This is a genomic window from Pseudomonas sp. 13159349, from assembly GCF_013305685.1.
Classification (GTDB): Bacteria; Pseudomonadota; Gammaproteobacteria; order Pseudomonadales; family Pseudomonadaceae; genus Aquipseudomonas; species Aquipseudomonas asiatica.
This window is the reverse complement of record NZ_CP045553.1, coordinates 5679715-5696062: the sequence shown is the minus strand read 5'-3', so window position 1 is coordinate 5696062 and position 16348 is coordinate 5679715. Positions and strand designations below refer to the sequence as shown.

The 16348-nt window shown below is 63.4% G+C and carries 18 protein-coding genes; 12 read left to right on the top strand and 6 right to left on the bottom strand.

The window, feature by feature from the left end:
* Positions 1–178: 178 nt before the first annotated feature.
* The 7 genes from GEV38_RS26125 (at position 179) to GEV38_RS26095 (ending at position 5844) form a co-directional block, all read left to right on the top strand.
* On the top strand, positions 179–760 hold the full coding sequence (locus tag GEV38_RS26125; RefSeq protein WP_054573411.1) for an alpha/beta hydrolase: 582 nt from the start codon (positions 179–181) through the stop codon (positions 758–760).
* Between the two features lie 64 nt (positions 761–824).
* The gene (locus tag GEV38_RS26120) at positions 825–1655 is read left to right on the top strand and encodes a sigma 54-interacting transcriptional regulator (RefSeq protein WP_015272207.1); all 831 of its coding nucleotides are present in this window, start codon (positions 825–827) and stop codon (positions 1653–1655) included.
* Positions 1656–1830: 175 nt separating this feature from the next.
* On the top strand, positions 1831–2616 hold the full coding sequence (locus GEV38_RS26115) for a MetQ/NlpA family ABC transporter substrate-binding protein (RefSeq protein WP_054573410.1): 786 nt from the start codon (positions 1831–1833) through the stop codon (positions 2614–2616).
* A 283-nt stretch (positions 2617–2899) separates the two neighbouring features.
* Entirely contained in the window at positions 2900–3565 is a 666-nt protein-coding gene (locus tag GEV38_RS26110) for an amino acid ABC transporter permease (protein ID WP_015272206.1), read from the top strand.
* Positions 3546–4205, top strand: coding sequence for an amino acid ABC transporter permease (locus tag GEV38_RS26105; RefSeq protein ID WP_015272205.1), 660 nt, complete (start codon positions 3546–3548; stop codon positions 4203–4205). Before GEV38_RS26110 ends, GEV38_RS26105 begins: the two co-directional genes overlap by 20 nt.
* A complete protein-coding gene (locus GEV38_RS26100; RefSeq protein WP_054573408.1) occupies positions 4202–4975 on the top strand; it encodes an amino acid ABC transporter ATP-binding protein in 774 nt (257 codons plus the stop codon). Before GEV38_RS26105 ends, GEV38_RS26100 begins: the two co-directional genes overlap by 4 nt.
* Positions 4972–5844, top strand: a complete 873-nt coding sequence (locus GEV38_RS26095; protein ID WP_015272203.1) for a transporter substrate-binding domain-containing protein — start codon at positions 4972–4974, stop codon at positions 5842–5844. The genes GEV38_RS26100 and GEV38_RS26095 overlap by 4 nt, the downstream gene beginning before the upstream one ends.
* Before the next feature lie 123 nt (positions 5845–5967).
* On the opposite strand, the gene GEV38_RS26090 is transcribed toward GEV38_RS26095, so the two are convergent.
* Both GEV38_RS26090 and GEV38_RS26085 read right to left on the bottom strand, forming a co-directional pair.
* On the bottom strand, positions 5968–6786 hold the full coding sequence (locus tag GEV38_RS26090; protein ID WP_054573433.1) for an alpha/beta fold hydrolase: 819 nt from the start codon (positions 6784–6786) through the stop codon (positions 5968–5970).
* 85 nt (positions 6787–6871) lie between these two features.
* Positions 6872–9277: a penicillin acylase family protein gene (locus GEV38_RS26085; RefSeq protein WP_054573407.1), complete on the bottom strand. Its 2406-nt coding sequence runs from the start codon at positions 9275–9277 to the stop codon at positions 6872–6874.
* A gap of 86 nt (positions 9278–9363) precedes the next feature.
* Between GEV38_RS26085 and GEV38_RS26080 the strand changes: the two genes are divergently transcribed.
* Positions 9364–9930, top strand: a complete 567-nt coding sequence (locus tag GEV38_RS26080; protein WP_015272200.1) for a sugar O-acetyltransferase — start codon at positions 9364–9366, stop codon at positions 9928–9930.
* On the opposite strand, the gene GEV38_RS26075 is transcribed toward GEV38_RS26080, so the two are convergent.
* Positions 9909–10478, bottom strand: a complete 570-nt coding sequence (locus tag GEV38_RS26075) for a DUF6436 domain-containing protein (RefSeq protein WP_015272199.1) — start codon at positions 10476–10478, stop codon at positions 9909–9911. The two genes, GEV38_RS26080 and GEV38_RS26075, sit on opposite strands and share 22 nt — an antisense overlap.
* A 212-nt stretch (positions 10479–10690) precedes the next feature.
* On the opposite strand from GEV38_RS26075, the gene GEV38_RS26070 reads away from it, so the two are divergent.
* Complete coding sequence (locus GEV38_RS26070) at positions 10691–11617, top strand: alpha/beta hydrolase (RefSeq protein ID WP_054573406.1); 927 nt, start codon at positions 10691–10693, stop codon at positions 11615–11617.
* Here GEV38_RS26070 and GEV38_RS26065 read toward each other — a convergent pair whose 3' ends face one another.
* Positions 11618–12370 carry a DUF2059 domain-containing protein gene (locus GEV38_RS26065; RefSeq protein WP_015272197.1) on the bottom strand — a complete coding sequence of 251 codons (753 nt, stop codon included), beginning with the start codon at positions 12368–12370 and terminating at the stop codon, positions 11618–11620. It lies immediately after the preceding gene.
* A 113-nt stretch (positions 12371–12483) separates the two neighbouring features.
* On the opposite strand from GEV38_RS26065, the gene GEV38_RS26060 reads away from it, so the two are divergent.
* Both GEV38_RS26060 and GEV38_RS26055 read left to right on the top strand, forming a co-directional pair.
* A complete protein-coding gene (locus GEV38_RS26060; RefSeq protein ID WP_054573432.1) occupies positions 12484–13116 on the top strand; it encodes a 2OG-Fe(II) oxygenase in 633 nt (210 codons plus the stop codon).
* Positions 13103–13606 carry a DUF523 domain-containing protein gene (locus GEV38_RS26055; protein ID WP_054573405.1) on the top strand — a complete coding sequence of 168 codons (504 nt, stop codon included), beginning with the start codon at positions 13103–13105 and terminating at the stop codon, positions 13604–13606. Before GEV38_RS26060 ends, GEV38_RS26055 begins: the two co-directional genes overlap by 14 nt.
* A 122-nt stretch (positions 13607–13728) precedes the next feature.
* On the opposite strand, the gene GEV38_RS26050 is transcribed toward GEV38_RS26055, so the two are convergent.
* A complete protein-coding gene (locus tag GEV38_RS26050) occupies positions 13729–14217 on the bottom strand; it encodes an ABC transporter substrate-binding protein (RefSeq protein ID WP_054573404.1) in 489 nt (162 codons plus the stop codon).
* 224 nt (positions 14218–14441) lie between these two features.
* Between GEV38_RS26050 and GEV38_RS26045 the strand changes: the two genes are divergently transcribed.
* Entirely contained in the window at positions 14442–14918 is a 477-nt protein-coding gene (locus GEV38_RS26045) for a DUF4399 domain-containing protein (RefSeq protein ID WP_015272193.1), read from the top strand.
* Between the two features lie 105 nt (positions 14919–15023).
* On the opposite strand, the gene serA is transcribed toward GEV38_RS26045, so the two are convergent.
* Entirely contained in the window at positions 15024–16253 is a 1230-nt protein-coding gene (gene serA, locus GEV38_RS26040) for a phosphoglycerate dehydrogenase (protein WP_003258542.1), read from the bottom strand.
* Between the last annotated feature and the right edge of the window lie 95 nt (positions 16254–16348).

The following is a 16348-nucleotide window of genomic DNA, read 5'->3' as shown; positions in this document are numbered from 1 at the left end:
ACGGGCGAAGCCCGTGCCATCCACCGCGGTGCTTGCTTCGCGGGCATGCCCGCTCCCACAGGGGTCGCACAAGATATTGAGATTTTTGGTTATTAATAAATAGCTTCTTATTCCTTTACTGGTATAACTCCCTCCCTATACTTGTCTCCAAGCACGCAAACTCACCGGAGGCGTCCCCATGCGCAATGAGTCGATTCGTTACCTGATTGTGCCGGGCTGGCAAGGATCGCCAGACAATCATTGGCAAAGTCACTGGCAGCGCACCCTGCCGAACAGTATGCGGGTCGAGCAGAACGACTGGCTGACTCCGCAACGCCAGGACTGGGGGCAGGCACTGGAGCAGGCGATTGCCGCCGAGCGCTCGCCGGTGATTCTGATTGCCCATAGCCTGGGCTGCATAACCGTCGCTCATTGGGCCGCGCAGGCCAGCCCGGCCCTGCTGCGGCGGGTACGTGGCGCGCTGCTGGTGGCACCCGCTGACGTGGAGCGGCCGACCTGCGCGCCAGCTCTGCGCAACTTCGCACCGATCCCGACCGAAGCACTGCCATTCCCCAGCCAGGTGGTCAGCTCGGACAACGACCCGGCCGTGAGCGTGCCAAGGGCGTTGTATCTGGCCCAGGTCTGGGGCGCCGAAGCAGGGCTGCTGACCAACGCCGGGCACATCAACGTCAAGTCCGGCCATGAGCGCTGGGAACAAGGTTTCGCCTACTTGTATCGCTTGCAGAGCCGGGTCGAGCAGCGCGCACTGCGCCGCGCCTGATCGCCCTTACTGTTTACCGTTTGCCTGACGCCCGGCCATTGAAGGCCTGGGGCGGGAGTTCGTCATGACTTTTCAAAACCCTTTTGGCCAGCCGTTGCTGACCTTCCCTGAACTGGACAAGAGCCCGCTGAGCATCCGCGCCAAGGCGCTGGTGTTCATCGACCCACGTTCGCAGCAGTTGCGCGAGGAGCTCGAGCACCTGGCGCCACAATCCTTGCCGGTGCTGATCCGTGGCGAAACCGGCACCGGCAAGGAACTGCTGGCCCGGCAGATCCACCGTGCCAGTGACCGCAGCGGGTTGTTCGTGTCGGTCAACTGCGCTGCCATCAGCCCCACCTACGCCGATGCCGAGCTGTTCGGCTACAGTGCCGGCAGCCAAGGTGGCACAGCCAGCAGCCGTGCCGGCTGGTTCGGCTCTGCCAACGGCGGCACGTTGTACCTGGACGAGATCGCCGACTTGCCGCTGGCCATCCAGGGCAAGCTGCTGGCCGCCCTGGAAAACCGCGAGGTTACCCGGGTGGGCGCGCAGCAGCCGCAACCGGTGGACGTGCGCCTGGTGGCCGCTACCAGCATCGATCTGGCGCGGGTGGTGCGCGCGGGGCGCTTCAACGAGCGCCTGTACCAGTACCTGCGCGAGGGAGCGCTGGAGCTACCGCCACTGCGCGAGCGGCCGGGCGATATCCTGCCGTTGGCCGAGTACTTCGTGGGCATCTACAGCGTGCGCCTGCAGCGGCCTGTGCCGCTGGTTAGCGAGGCGGCACAGCAGGCGCTGGAGGCACACCCCTGGCCCGGCAACACCCGTGAACTGGAGAATGTCATCCACTTTGCCTTGCTGCTGAATGATGGCGAGGAGATCCTGGCAGAGGACCTGGACCTGCCCGATCCTGCGCGCTAGGCACTGCTCAAAAGCAAAATGGCTGATAGCATTTTGTTTTTGGAATAAGCAGCTAAATAAAAGATATTTTTGCGGAATAAAAAATCTGGGTATTGTCCGCCTCACGCCCGCTGGTGAACCGGTTGGGCACCCGATTCGCCATCGTCGATGGCCCAGAACCAGAACAAGGATCACCATGAAGAAGACCCTGCTGACCACTGCCCTGGCCGCTGCCCTGTCGTTTGCCGGCCTGGCTACCGCCGCCGAGAAACTGGTTGTCGCCGCCACCCCGGTACCGCACGCCGAAATCCTCGAGCTGATCAAGCCGACCCTGGCCAAGGAAGGTGTGGACCTGCAGATCAAGGTTTTCACCGACTACGTGCAGCCGAACGTGCAGGTTGACCAGAAGCGCCTGGACGCCAACTACTTCCAGACCCTGCCTTATCTGCAGAACTTCAACGAAGGCAAGGGCACCCACCTGGAAACCGTGATCGGCGTGCATGTCGAACCCTTTGGTGGTTACTCGAAGAAGGTCAAGAGCCTGAGCGAACTGAAAGAAGGCGCTACCGTTGCCATCCCTAACGAGGGCAGCAACAGCGGCCGCGCCCTGCTACTGCTGCAGAAGGCTGGCCTGATCACCCTGAAGGATCCGAAGAACGCCCTGGCCACCCCCAAGGACATTGCCGAGAACCCGAAGAAGCTGAAGTTCCGCGAGCTTGAGTCGGCCATGCTGCCGCGCGTGCTGGACCAAGTCGACCTGGACATGATCAACACCAACTACGCCCTGGAAGCCGGCCTGAACCCGGCCAAGGACGCGCTGGTGATCGAAGGCAGCGACTCGCCATACGTGAACTTCCTGGTCGCCCGCCCGGACAACAAGGACAGCGAAGCCATCCAGAAACTGGCCAAGGCCCTGACCGGCCCGGAAGTGAAGGAATTCATCGCCAAGAAGTACCAAGGTGCGGTGCTGCCGGCGTTCTGATGCGCTTGCATTACCTTGCATGACCCAACGCCGACACTCTTGTGTCGGCGTTTTCATTTCTGGGCTTTAGCCGCGAAGAATTCAACCCGGTGCATGGCACCGGCTGCGCCGGTGTTCGCGGCTAAAGCCGCTCCCACAAGGTCCTGTATGCGCCGGCAATACATGCCATCAGCGCTGAATTCTCAGTGATATGTATATATGAAAAAGATATTTATTAAAAAGTTTTTAGATCATTAGAGTCTATTTATCGTGCCCACGCGCACCCTGCAGACCTGCTTTACCCATGACCCTCGACACCACATTCATCCTTGGCACGCTGCCCGCCTTCCTCAAGGCCGTGGGCGTGACCCTGCAGGTCGGCCTGATCGCCATCGCCACCTCGCTGCTGGTCGCTCTGGTCAACGCCACACTGCTGGTATTACGCACCCCGTACCTGTGGCGCCTGGTAAAAGCCTACGTGGAGCTGGCCCGCAACACGCCGCTGCTGATCCAGCTGTTCTTCGTCTACTTCGCCTTGCCCAGCCTGGGCCTGAAGATTTCCGGCTTTGCCGCTGCAATCTTCACCATGACCTTCATGGGCGGTGCCTACCTCACCGAGGTGCTGCGTGCCGGCATCGAGGCCGTGCCCCGTACCCAGCTGGAGTCCGGGCGCTCCATCGGCCTGTCCGAAGGCCAGCTACTGCGCCATGTGGTGCTGCCCCAGGCGGGCATCCTCAGCCTGCCGGCACTGTTCGCCAACTTCGTCTTCCTGCTCAAGGAAACCACCGTGGTGTCGGCGGTGGCCGTGCCGGAAATTCTCTACACGACCAAGAACTACATCGCGCTGTACTACAAGACCTATGAAATGCTCACCGTGCTGACCCTGCTCTGTGTGCTGCTGTTCCTGCCGCTGTCCTTGCTGCTGCGCTATATCGAAAGGAGGCTGCAACATGGCCAGTTCGGCGTCTGAACTGCTGCTGCAGGCATTGCCGCAGCTGGCTGGCGGCGCGGCGCAGACCCTGGCCATCTCTGCGCTGGGCATCCTCTTCGCGACGCTGGGCGGTGTGCTCTATGGCGTGCTGGCAACCTTGGGCAACCGGGCCCTGAACATTGCCTTGCAGGTGTACCTGGAGCTGTTCCGTGCCATCCCGGTGCTGGTCTGGCTGTACCTGGTGTTCTTCGGCCTGCCGATCTTCCTGGCGCTGAGCATCCCCAGCTTCTGGTGCGCGGTACTGGTGCTGGGCCTGTGGGGCGCCAGCGAGGTGGGCGAGGTGGTGCGTGGCGCGCTGCGCTCGCTGCCGTGCGGCCAGCGCGAGGCGGGGTTGTCGATCGGCCTGGCCGGCTGGCAGCTGTATGGCTACGTGCTGTTGCCACAGGCGCTCAAGCGCATGACCCCGCCAACCATCAACATCTACACGCGGATCATCAAGACCAGCTCGCTGGCGGTGCTGATCGGCGTGGTCGAGGTGATCAAGGCCGGCCAGCAGATTATCGAACGCACCTACGAGTCGGTGCTGATCTACGGCGCCTTGTTCCTGTTCTTTTTCATCGTCTGCTATCCGCTGTCCGCCGCTTCACGCGTGCTGGAACGCCGCTGGGCCCACTCATGAGCGCATTGATCGAATTTCAGGGTTTCAACAAGTTCTTTGGCGAGCACCAGGTGCTCAAGGACGTCGACCTCCAGGTGGCGGCCGGCGAGGTGGTGGTCATCCTCGGCCCCAGCGGTTGTGGCAAAAGCACGCTGCTGCGCTGCCTCAACGGCCTGGAGCAGGCCCACGGCGGCCACCTGCGCCTGGCCGGGCAGGAGCTGCTCGACCCGCGCACCGATTGGCGCGAGATCCGCCAGCGGGTCGGCATGGTGTTCCAGAGCTATCACCTCTTCGGTCACATGAGCGTGATCGACAACCTGCTGCTTGGCCCGCTCAAGGTACAAAGGCGCGAGCGCGCCGAAGCCCAGGCCCAGGCCGAGGCGCTGCTGGCGCGGGTCGGCCTGCTGGACAAACGCGACGCCTTTCCCCGGCAGTTGTCCGGGGGCCAGCAACAGCGCATCGCCATCGTGCGTTCGCTGTGCATGAACCCCGAGGTGATGCTGTTCGACGAGGTTACCGCAGCCCTCGACCCGGAAATGGTCAAGGAGGTGCTGCAGGTGATCCAGGGCCTGGCCCGCGACGGTATGACCTTGCTCATCGTTACCCACGAAATGGCCTTCGCTCGCGCGGTGGCCGACCGCATCGTGTTCATGGAGGCCGGCAGGATCCTTGAACAGGGCGACCCCGAGAGCTTCTTCACACGACCGCGGACCGCACGCGCGCAGCAGTTCCTGGAGAAATTCTCCTTCGTAGAAAGCCTGCCGAAGACACTGCACAAGGAACTGTCATGAAAACTGCCAACCTCACCAAACTGCTGGCGCCGTTGTTCGGCCTGGCCCTGCTGGCCGGCTGCAACAAGGCTGAAGAGCCACCCAAGCCGGCGGCGGCCTCGCCGGCCACCAGCTACCTGGAAACCATCAAGGCCCGCGACAAGCTGATTGTCGGCGTGTTCACCGACAAGCCACCGTTCGGTTTCGTCGATGAGCAGGGCCGCTACGTGGGCTTTGATACCGATATCGGCCGGCGCCTGGCCAAGGACCTGCTGGGTGATGAAAACAAGGTCGAGTTCGTTGCCGTGGAGCCGGCCAGCCGTATCCCGTTTTTGCAGAGCGACAAGGTCGACCTGATTCTCGCCAACATGACCGTGACCCCGGAGCGCAAGGAAGCGGTGGACTTCACCAACCCCAACCTGCGCGTTGCCGTGCAGGCCATCGTCGCGGATGGCAGCCCGGTGCAGAAGCTCGACGACCTGGCCGACAAGACCATCATCGTCACCACCGGCACTACCGCTGATATCTGGCTGACCAAGAACCACCCGGACTGGAAACTGCTCAAGTTCGAGAAGAACAGCGAGTCGCTGCAGGCGCTGGCCACCGGGCGTGGCGATGCCTATGCGCAGGACAACCTGATTCTGTTCAGCTGGGCCAAGCAGAACCCGGGGTACCGCGTGCTGCCTGAGCTGCTGGGTGACGAGGCACCGATTGCACCGGCGGTGAAAAAGGGCAACACCGAGCTGCGTGACTGGGTGAATGCCGAGCTGGCCAAATTGGGGGAGGAGAAGTTTCTGCTGAAGCTGTATGACCAGTATGTACGCAAGGAACTGAGCGATGACACCAAGCCGGAAAGCGTGATTGTGGAAGGGGGCAAGTGGCAGGGGTGACGGTGCCATTGGGGCTGCTTTGCAGCCCTTCGCGGGCTTGCCCGCTCCCACATTGATCGGCGTATGCAGGGCCCTGTGGGAGCGGGCGAGCCCGCGAAGGGCCGCAAGGCGGCCCCAATGACTTCAACGGTTACGCGGTAGCCAATTCAGCAAGAACTCATTCACCACCCGCGGGTTCTCCAGGCTGGAGATATGCCCCGCAAACGGAATCTGCGCCGCCAGGCAGCCAACGATTCGCGCCATTTCATTGGACTCTTCCGGCGGCCGCGGAATGTCCTGGTCGCCGCACATCAGGATGGTTCTCTCGCTCGGCAGCTGCTCGAGTCGCTCCAGAAGGTCGTGTCGTCCAAAGATTATCCGCCCCATGGGATCAAGGCTCTCGCGAATGGTTTGTGCACTGCTTGCCTTCAGCTGAGCACGAAACCGCTCACGGATTTCAGGCACGGTCTGGCCGCCTGCGTGGAAAAATATAGGCACGATGATGTCGAGCAGCAGGTCGCTGAATTCGCCGGCTTCGCTGGCGGCATCCAGCAAGGCGAAGTACTTGAGCCGAGTCTCCTCCGGCTCGGCGCCCAGGTAAGTGTCCATGAGCACCAGGCGGTCCACCCGCTCGGGGTGTTCAAGGGCCAGTTGCGCGCCCCACATGCCGCCGACCGACAGGCCGACCAAGTGGCATTTGCCAATGTCCAGGGCGTCCAGCAGTGCCAGATGTTGGCGGGCCAGGGCGCTCATGTCGATGGTCGTGGCAGGCGGAGCATCGGAGCCGCCGTGGCCCCAAAGCTCGGGGACGATGACGCGGAAGTGTGCTGACAGGGCTTCGATTTGCGGCTGCCACATCTCGGCGGACCACAGGTAGCTGTGGCCGAGCAGGACCGGGAAGCCTTGGCCCTGGTCGATGTAGCTCATGCGGGCGCCGTCGATTTCGATGAAGTGTCTTTGCATGGAATGGGTCTCGGCTGGGAGCGCTGTAGGGTATTCGAAATTGTCGCGGGCCGCTTTGCGGCCCATTCGCAGCACAAGGCTGCTCCTACAGGGGATCGCGGTCTCTTGTAGGAGCAGCCTTGTGCTGCGAATGGGCTGGCACCAGACGCAAGGTACTCTGCGCCGGAATCACCCCCATCTGCGCCTTTTGGTACTGCCCCTGCACATAACCTTCGGCCTGATCCGCAAAATGCCTGTCGAACGGCACACCACTCTGCCCGACCGGGTTGGTGGTCAGCGCCTGCCCGGCATCGGCAAAGTCGACCAGCCGCCGCGTCGACGGCCCATAGGTCACCGGCCATGGCGCCGGGCCGATCTTCGCCGAGAGGTTGTTCGGCACTTCATGGGTGCCCGGTGCGGCGAACGGGCCGACGTTGAACAGCAGGTTCAGCGGCTTTTTGACCCCCAGCGGGTGGTTGTGGGTCAGGGTATGGGCCTTGCCCCACTGCCAACTGGCCGGGTCGTTGCCCAGGGTTTCCCGCAGGTGCTTCAAGGTGTTCTGCCACGCCATGCGCACCACGGCGTTACGGTCGGTGCGCTGGTTGGCTCCGCGGGTGTTCCACCACGGCGAATCGGCATCCGCCGCCAGGCGCGGTAGGGCTGCGTCGATGGCGCGGGTGCTGATCAGCACCGGGAACCAGGTGTCGCCCAGCTCGTCATGCAAGGCCGCGAATGCCAGCTCGTAGAGGAACTGGTTGAACAGCGTGGCACTGGTCGAGTCGAGCGGGTAGTCGCCGCTCCAGGCTGCCAGTTGCTCGACCAGCTCCTTCTCTTCGTCACCTTCGGCCACTGCGCGCAGCGTTGCCAGCAGTGGTGCAAGGGTGCGCGGACCATAGTCACTGCCAGTGTCCAACTGCAGCGCCTGGCTATTTTGGGTATCCCACTTCACGTCGGGGTTGGCCAAGTGGCGATCGAGCTGGCGGCCTCGGTCCGGCAGGTTGTAGTAACCGGGTATCGGCACTGCTGCTGGAGGCTGGTAGTTGGCCGAGACAATGTAGCCGCGTGCCGGGTTCTCCTGCTGGGGGTTGACGCTGAAGGGGTAGAAGCCGAGCTTGTCCGCCTGCGCACTGGCACCATCGAGGATGAACACGGGGTCGACGCCGTCGGGGCGGATCGGCAACTGCGCCGCCGCCCACCAGCCGATATCGCCACGGGCATTGGCCCAGACCAGGTTCAGCCCTGGCGCATGCACCTTGGCCGCAGCCTCGCGCATCTTGCCCAGGGTATCCGCGCGGTTGAGATGGTAGAAACCGTCGAGGAGCGGGTTTTCGGTTTCCAGGAACGCCCACCACATGGCGATTGGCGTGGGCCCGGCAGTGGCACCCAGCACGTCGTTGACGATCGGGCCATGGGGCGAGCGGCGGAGGCTGAGGGTGACCGGTGCTTCGCCTTTGACGGCAATCTGCTGCTCGGTCTTTTCCAGCGCCTGCCATTTGCCATCGACCATCACCTGGTTGGCGTCGGCAGGGTTGGTGCGCTCGGCGATCAGGTCGACGTCGTCATTCTGGAACATGGTCAGGCTCCAGCCGAAGTCGCGGTTGTGGCCGAGCAGGGCGAACGGGTTGAGCGCCTGGAAGTAGCCATACAGGTTGAAGCCCGGCGCCGACAGCTCGGCCTCGTACCACACCGCCGGCACCGCAAAACCGATGTGCGGGTCGCCGGCCAGCAGCGGCCTGCCGCTGCGGGTGCGGCTGCCGGCCACGGCCCAGGCGTTGCTGCCCTCGAATTGCGGGATGCCCGCATCGCCCAGCGCGTCATGGGTGAGGTGGGCGAGGGCCTCCAGGCTTTGCCAGTCGGCAGCAGCTAGCGGTGTACCCAAGGCGCCCTCGGGCTGCCAGGCGAGATCGAAGATGTTCAGGTACTCAGGGCCCAGCTGGTCGCGGATGTAGGTCAGCGCGGGCTCGGTGCGAAACGCGGCGGCGAAGCTGTAGGCCAGGTAGCCGGCGATGCTCAGGGTGTCTTCGGCGCTGAAGGGGCGTGGGGTGATGCCAAGCAGGTCGAACTCCACGGGTTTTGGGTGGCTGGCCTGCCAGCTGTTCACCCCGTCGAGGTAGGCCTGCAGGGCTTGCCAGGCGGGTGACTGGCGGTCCTGACGCTTGGCCATCAGTGCTGCCTGTTCGCGAATGCGCAGGCTGCGGAACAGGATGTCGGTGGGCAGCAGCTTGTCGCCCAACACCTCGGCCAGCTCACCCCGGGCCAGGCGGCGCAGGATCTCCATCTGGAACAGCCGGTCCTGGGCATGCACGTAACCGAGAGCACGATACAGGTCCGGCTCGCTCTGCGCCTGCAGGTGCGGCACGCCGCGGGCATCGTAGCGCACGCTGACTGGCGCCTGCAGGCCGGCAATGGCCACCTCGCCCTCGCGTTGCGGCAGCTTGCCCTGCACGTACCAGTATCCGGCGCCGGCGGCCACGGCAACCATCACGGCCAACAGGGTCAAGCTGCGCTTCATGCAGGCTCCTTGTGCGTTCAAGCGAAAAATGTGGTCCGATGATCGGCGGATTCGCGACCAGAGCATAGCCCCAGGAAGGAGTTTCCATGTCCCTCAGCGAAAAACAGAAAATGCTTACAGGCCAGCTCTATCACGCTGGCTGCCCCGAGCTGCAGGCCGAGCAGATCGCCAACAAGCACTGGATGCACCGCTACAACAGCAGTGTCGAATTGCTCAACGACGCACGTCATGGGCTCCTGGTAGAGCACTTTGGCCAGGTCGGCGAAGGCGCGGTGATCCGCCCGCCGTTCTATTGCGACTATGGCTACAACATCAGCGTCGGCCGCAACACCTTCATGAATTTCAACTGCGTGATCCTCGATGTGCTGCCGGTGCGTATCGGTGATGACTGCCAGATCGGCCCCAACGTGCAGATCTATACCGCCGACCACCCGCTCGACCCCGAGGTGCGCCGCACTGGGCTGGAGAGTGGCCGGCCGGTGACCATCGGCAACAACGTGTGGATCGGCGGCGCGGCGATCATCCTGCCGGGGGTGACCATTGGCGATAACGCCGTGGTGGGTGCCGGTAGTGTGGTGACTCGGGATGTGCCGGCTGGGGCGGTGGTGGTGGGCAACCCTGCGCGGGTGCGTCAGCCGGCCCAGGGGCAGTAGCAGCCCACCGCCAGGGTATTTGAGGCACTCACCTGGCGGCCGTCGAGTAGCGCCTTGAGGATCGGCTCGATGAAGCTGTTGCTGGCATTGCACACCGCGCCTTCGCTGTAGGGGCCGAAGTAGGCCAGGTGGCCTTGCCGGTCCCAGATGGCCACGGCCGGGGAGGCGGGCAGGTGTTCGCTGCCGGGCAGGCTGGCGAGTGGCTTGAGGGCGGTGAGGTTGGCTGGCAGCTGGCCGTGGCTGTCGGGCTTTTGCAGCACGTGGAAGGTCACGCCCTGGCTGGCGAACCGGCTGACCAGGTCGCCCAGGTGCTGCTGGTTGCCGACGTTGCACGGGCAGGCCGGGTCCCAGAAATGCACTACCCGGATCGGGCCGGGGCCTGCCAGTTCGGGGGGCAACTGCAGCTGGCTGCCGTCGAACAGCGTGGCCTGGTTGTCGAACGGGCGCAGGTAGCGGGCCTGGAAGGTGGTGTAGGCCTGCCAGAGGATGGTCACGCCGACCAGAAGGGCGATTGCCGTGCACAGCGGTTTGATGATCCGAGTCTTCATGAAGTTTCCGCGGCCCTCTGTAGGAGCAGCCTTGTGCTGCGAAAGGGCCGGCATGACTGAGGGAGTTGTTGTGGCAGTACCGGCCTCTTCGCAGCACAAGGCTGCTCCTACCGGGGGATACCGCTATCGGCCTGAAATCGAGCAAGCTTGCCACGACGCCAGCCAGAGCTGAATATCCCAGATCAATACTTGCTTCACTGTGGATGTACCCGATGCCCGCTGCCTTTCATCCCGACCTCCTGCGCACCAGCCTGGCGCCGCTGACCGTTCGCCAGCCGTTGTCGGCGCAGGCGCAAGACTACCAGCGCTTCTATGGCCTCAACCTGTCGGCTCACAGTTGGCTGGGCGGCTTCCAGGCCGCGGGGTTCGATCTGGTCGGGCAGGCCTGGCTACCCGAGCAGCCGAGCGCGACTCTGTTTCTGCTGCACGGCTATTACGATCACATGGGGCTTTACCGTCACGTGATCGATTGGGCGCTCAAACAGGGGTTCGCCGTGATCAGTTGCGACCTGCCCGGCCATGGCCTGTCCAGCGGCGAGCGGGCCAGCATCAGTGATTTCGCGGTTTACCAGCAGGTGCTGGAGGCTTTGCTCGAACAGGCGCGCACGCTGCAACTGCCGCGCCCCTGGCACCTGTGCGGGCAAAGCACCGGTGGCGCCATCGCCGTGGACCACTTGTTGAACCAGGGCGCGCGCAGCCCCATCGATGGTCAGGTCATCCTGTTGGCACCGTTGGTACGGCCTTGTGCCTGGCGCTGGTCGAAGCTGAGTTATCGGGTGCTGCGCCACTTCGTGAGTGGCATCGAGCGGCGTTTCAGCGAGAACACCAATGACCCGACCTTCCTGCCGTTCCTCGAAGCCGACCCGCTGCAACCGCGCCGTCTGCCAACCGCCTGGGTGGGCGCCTTGATTGCCTGGGTCAAGCGTATCGAAGCCGCGCCGCGCAGCTCGCGGCGGCCGTTGATCGTGCAAGGAGAAGCGGATGGCACAGTGGACTGGCCGTACAACCTCGAAGTACTCAAGGCCAAGTTTGCCGAGCCGCAGATTCTGATGCTGCCCGAGGCCCGTCACCACCTGGCCAACGAGCTACCTGGCATTCGCAAGCGCTACTTCGACTTCATCGACCAGCGCCTGAACTGATCACTTCAGGTCGTTGGTGCTCTGGCCAACCGCCAGGCCTGCGCGTACAGCGGCCAGGGCTGCCTGGTAGTAAGCCTTGCCGTCCGGCGACTCGGCAAAGGTGGCGAACTCTTCCAGCTCGGCATCGGACAGGTCGCGGTAGACATACAGCAGCGTGTTGTTGAGGTCTTCGCCAATCTGGCTCATCAGACGCTGGCGCTGACCATCGAGCAGGCCCTGGGCCTGACCGCCGCCGAACAGGCCGGGGATCATCGAACTGAGGCTGTCGGCAGCCACGCCGGCGATGGCCAGGCTCACTTCGGCGCCGGCTTCGCGCGCCGGCAGGGCCTGGGCCAGATGCCCGATTATCAGCAGGCGATCATCGCTGGCCTGGATCTTCGGCAAGCCCTTGGCATTCCTGGCCAGTTCGTCCTTGCGTGTGGCCTTGAGCTCCGCAGCCACCACCTTGCGCCCCAGCGGCGACCGGAAGAAAGCCAGCGCCGGTGCCGGGTTGGCCAAGGTTGCGCGCAGCTGCGCCTGGGCGCGACGGTCCACCGCCTGGGCCTGGAAGCGCTGGTTGCTGTTGTTTACCAGCGCCTGGTACACGGCGGGTGGCAAACTGTTGCGGTAGCGTTCCTGGGCAGCGGTCAGGGCATCATTGAAATGGGCGCGCTGGTCGGGCCAGCCGGCGGCCTTGTACAGTTGATCCAGGTTGTCTGCCCAGACAGGCACGGTGCAGATCATCAGCAGAATCAGGGAAAACAGACGGCGCATTCAGGACTCCTGTCGGCAGGTGGCTATTGTCCGTGGCCGGGCGCCGGTTTGTCGAGATATCCGCGTGCTTCTCGGCCAAGTGGCGCTGTGCGCCGGCATGGCTAATGGATATGATGCGCGCCATGCACATCTCCCCTGAACACCCGATGCTTGCGGCCGTCGTCGACGATCTGGCCACCCATGGCTGGTCCCAGCAGGCGCTTTTTCTGCCTGCCGACCTGGTGCGTGCGCTCGCGGCCGAGTGCCGGCGCCGTGATGCCGAAGGCGAACTCAACCCTGCAGGGGTTGGGCGCGGTGCTGCCCAGGAGGTGCGCGAGGCCATTCGCGGCGACCAGATCCAGTGGATCGACCCCGGCCAGGCCGAGGCCTGCGACCAGTACCTGAGCGCCATGGACCAGCTGCGCCAGGCCATCAACCAGGGCCTGTTCCTTGGCCTGGAAGACTTCGAGTGCCATTTTGCCTTGTACCCGCCAGGGGCGTTCTATCGCCGGCACCTTGACCGCTTCCGCGATGATGACCGGCGCATGGTGTCGGCAGTCCTGTACCTGAATGAAGGCTGGCAGCCGCAGGACGGTGGCCAGTTGCGCATGTTCCTGGCGGATGGTGTCGAGCATGATGTCGAGCCGGTGGCGGGCTGCCTGGTAGTGTTCCTGTCGGGCGAGGTGCCCCATGAGGTGCTGCCGGCCGGGCGTGAGCGGCTGTCGTTGACCGGCTGGTTCCGGCGCCGTGGCAATGACCTGTTCTGACCTGCCCAAGGTGCTGGTCAGCGCCTGCCTGCTGGGGCAGCCGGTGCGCTATGACGGCCGCGCCAGCGGCCACCCCGACCTGTTGCAGCGCTGGCAGGCGGAAGGACGCGTGGTGCCGTTGTGCCCGGAAGTGGCGGGTGGCTTGCCGACCCCACGGCCGCCGGCAGAGATACCGGGCGGGCAGGGTGGGGAGGTGCTCGACGGTGGCGCGCGGGTACTGACGGTTACGGGCGAGGATGTCAGCACCGAGTTCCTGGCCGGGGTGCAGCGGGCGCTGGAGCTGGTGCGCCGTCATGGCATTCGTGTGGCCGTGCTGAAGGCTGGGAGCCCTTCGTGCGGCAACCGGTTGACCTATGACGGCACGTTCAGTGGTGTGAAGGTGGCCGGGGAAGGGGTGACCACGGCATTGCTGCGGCGGGCGGGGGTGCTGGTGTTCAGCGAGCTGGAGCTGGACGAGGCACAGCAGGCTCTGATTGAGTTTTCTGCTTGAACCTGTACTGGCCTCTTCGCGGGCTCGCCCGCTCCCACAGGGATAGCACCCGCTCCCGGGCCTGTGATTAACCTGTGGGAGCGGGCGTGCCCGCGAAGAGGCCAGTACAGGCAATAAAGAACTTACTGCCCGTCCGCAGTCTCAGGTACACCCTTGAACCACTTCTGCTCAAGCTCGGCAGTCCGCCCGCTGTCCTTGAGCCGCTGCAGTGCATTGTTCACCGCGCTCTCGAACGCCGGGTTGTCCTTCTGGAACGGGATCACCAGCTGCTTCTCGCCAAACGGCAGGCTCATATCGAGCTGGCCGTCACCTTTGGGCGATTCGCTCGACGGGGTCAGTGCGATGTCGTACTTGCCACTCTCGACACCGGGCAGTACCTCTGCCGCAGGGGCTTCGATGAACTCGGCGCGCAGGTCCAGTTCCTTGGCCAGCGCCTGGCCGAAGTCGATCTCGAAGCCGCTCAGGTGGTCATTTTCCTTGAATGCGTACGGCGAGTTGTCGGCCTGTACGGCTATGCGCAGTTCGCCCCGGTCGGCAATTTCGTCTATCAGCTCGGCCTGAGCCAATGGCGTGATCAGTATCGCCAGCATTACTCCTATGGTCGAACGCATTAAAGCCCCTTTTCTCTTTGGCAGATGAATAACCTTCGCCACGGCTTTCTTCCTCGCCGTGGTCGAGCGCAGCCTATGACCTTGAAGCCTCGGCATTGTTTAACCCTGATTGAAATATTTCTGCCTGAGGATGTGAACATCTGGGCAAACATATCAACTAAGGTGAACCACCGCCGCCACTGGAATACTGGCGGCGGTCAATAAGTGAATCACAGGAGAAGTGAATGAACAGCCTATTTTCGCGTGCTGCCGTTGCTGGTCTGATGATGGGAGCGTCGATGTTCGCCAGTGCCGCAGATGCCCTGAAGAGCCAGGAGCCGCCCAAGGATGCCAAGGTCTTCATCGTTTCCCCCGCCGATGGCGCCACGGTCGACAAGACCTTCACCGTCAAGTTCGGCATCGAGGGCATGGCGCTCAAGCCTGCGGGTGACAACACCCCGCACTCCGGCCACCACCACCTGCTGGTGGATGTGGATAAAGAGCCGGTGGCCGACATGGCCCTGCCGGCCAGCCTGATGCCACAGGCCGGCACCGCGTTGCCGGATGGCCCGCAAGTATTGCACTTCGGCAAGGCGCAGACCGAAACCAGCATTACCCTGACCCCAGGCAAGCACACCCTGCAGCTGGTGCTGGGTGACCAGTATCACGTGCCGTTCAAGCCGAGCGTCGTGTCGCAGAAGATTACTGTCGACGTGAAATAGGGGTTGAGCTCTTCGCGGGCAAGCCCGCGAAGCAAGCGACACCAATGTCACAGGCAAAAAAAGGGAGGCCACCAGGGCCTCCCTTTTTTCATGCCGCCAGCGAACTTAGAACAGCACGCGGGAACGGATGGTGCCCTTGACCTGTTGCAGCTTCTCTTGCGCCAGGTCGGAGTACTCGGCGTCAACGTCGATCACCACGTAACCGACTTTCTCGTTGGTCTGCAGGAACTGACCAGAGATGTTGATGCCGTTCTCGGCGAAGACCTTGTTGATTTCGCTGAGCACGCCCGGGATGTTTTCGTGGATGTGCAGCAGGCGGTGCTTGCCTGGGTGCGCCGGCAGGGCCACTTCCGGGAAGTTGACCGAGGATACCGAGGTACCGTTGTCGCTGTACTTGACCAGCTTCTCGGCCACTTCCAGGCCGATGTTGGCCTGGGCTTCGGCAGTGGAACCACCGATGTGCGGGGTCAGGATCACGTTGTCCAGGCCACGCAGCGGGCTTTCGAACTGCTCGTCGTTGGAGCGCGGCTCCACCGGGAACACGTCGATGGCGGCGCCGATCAGGTGCTGGTCCTTGATGGCGGCGGCCAGGTGGTCCAGCTCGACCACCGTGCCGCGTGCGGCGTTGATCAGGATCGCGCCCTTCTTCATCGCGCGGATTTCCTTCTCGCCGATCATCCACTGGGTGGACGGCAGCTCAGGCACGTGCAGCGAAACGATGTCGGCCAGGCCCAGCAGCTCGTGCAGGCTGGTGACCTGCACGGCGTTGCCCAGTGGCAGCTTGGTCAACGGGTCGTAGAAATACACCTGCATGCCCATGTTCTCGGCCAGGACCGACAGCTGGGTGCCGATCGAGCCGTAACCGACGATACCCAGCTTCTTGCCGCGGATTTCGAAGGAATTGGCCGCGCTCTTGATCCAGCCGCCACGGTGGCAGGAAGCGTTCTTCTCGGGGATGCCGCGCAGCAGCAGGATGGCTTCGGCCAGTACCAGTTCGGCTACCGAACGGGTGTTGGAGTATGGCGCGTTGAACACGGCGATACCGCGCTCGCGGGCAGCTTCCAGGTCGACCTGGTTGGTGCCGATGCAGAAGCAGCCAACGGCGACCAGTTTCTTGGCGCAGTCGAAGATCTCTTCGGTCAGCTGGGTGCGCGAACGGATGCCGATGAAGTGGGCATCTGCGATCTTTTCCTTCAGCTCGGCTTCCGGCAGCGAACCAGTGAGGTATTCGATGTTGGTGTAGCCGGCGGCCTTGAGGGTATCGACCGCGTTCTGGTGCACACCTTCAAGAAGAAGGAACCGGATCTTGCTCTTGTCGAGAGAAGTCTTGCTCATCTGCGTAAACCTGTATCCCGGAGAAAAAATGGCGAGGGTGATGCCAGGCGCAAAGGCGGCCTTAGCATGAACAGCGGGAGGGCTATGCTAGCATA

Bases quoted from the DNA above. Each gene is read 5' to 3' on its own strand.
- GEV38_RS26125 (WP_054573411.1), top strand. From the start codon at position 179: ATGCGCAATGAGTCGATTCGTTACCTGATTGTGCCGGGCTGGCAAGGA.
- GEV38_RS26120 (WP_015272207.1), top strand. From the start codon at position 825: ATGACTTTTCAAAACCCTTTTGGCCAGCCGTTGCTGACCTTCCCTGAA.
- GEV38_RS26115 (WP_054573410.1), top strand. From the start codon at position 1,831: ATGAAGAAGACCCTGCTGACCACTGCCCTGGCCGCTGCCCTGTCGTTT.
- GEV38_RS26110 (WP_015272206.1), top strand. From the start codon at position 2,900: ATGACCCTCGACACCACATTCATCCTTGGCACGCTGCCCGCCTTCCTC.
- GEV38_RS26105 (WP_015272205.1), top strand. From the start codon at position 3,546: ATGGCCAGTTCGGCGTCTGAACTGCTGCTGCAGGCATTGCCGCAGCTG.
- GEV38_RS26100 (WP_054573408.1), top strand. From the start codon at position 4,202: ATGAGCGCATTGATCGAATTTCAGGGTTTCAACAAGTTCTTTGGCGAG.
- GEV38_RS26095 (WP_015272203.1), top strand. From the start codon at position 4,972: ATGAAAACTGCCAACCTCACCAAACTGCTGGCGCCGTTGTTCGGCCTG.
- GEV38_RS26090 (WP_054573433.1), bottom strand. From the start codon at position 6,786: ATGCAAAGACACTTCATCGAAATCGACGGCGCCCGCATGAGCTACATC.
- GEV38_RS26085 (WP_054573407.1), bottom strand. From the start codon at position 9,277: ATGAAGCGCAGCTTGACCCTGTTGGCCGTGATGGTTGCCGTGGCCGCC.
- GEV38_RS26080 (WP_015272200.1), top strand. From the start codon at position 9,364: ATGTCCCTCAGCGAAAAACAGAAAATGCTTACAGGCCAGCTCTATCAC.
- GEV38_RS26075 (WP_015272199.1), bottom strand. From the start codon at position 10,478: ATGAAGACTCGGATCATCAAACCGCTGTGCACGGCAATCGCCCTTCTG.
- GEV38_RS26070 (WP_054573406.1), top strand. From the start codon at position 10,691: ATGCCCGCTGCCTTTCATCCCGACCTCCTGCGCACCAGCCTGGCGCCG.
- GEV38_RS26065 (WP_015272197.1), bottom strand. From the start codon at position 12,370: ATGCGCCGTCTGTTTTCCCTGATTCTGCTGATGATCTGCACCGTGCCT.
- GEV38_RS26060 (WP_054573432.1), top strand. From the start codon at position 12,484: ATGCGCGCCATGCACATCTCCCCTGAACACCCGATGCTTGCGGCCGTC.
- GEV38_RS26055 (WP_054573405.1), top strand. From the start codon at position 13,103: ATGACCTGTTCTGACCTGCCCAAGGTGCTGGTCAGCGCCTGCCTGCTG.
- GEV38_RS26050 (WP_054573404.1), bottom strand. From the start codon at position 14,217: ATGCGTTCGACCATAGGAGTAATGCTGGCGATACTGATCACGCCATTG.
- GEV38_RS26045 (WP_015272193.1), top strand. From the start codon at position 14,442: ATGAACAGCCTATTTTCGCGTGCTGCCGTTGCTGGTCTGATGATGGGA.
- serA (WP_003258542.1), bottom strand. From the start codon at position 16,253: ATGAGCAAGACTTCTCTCGACAAGAGCAAGATCCGGTTCCTTCTTCTT.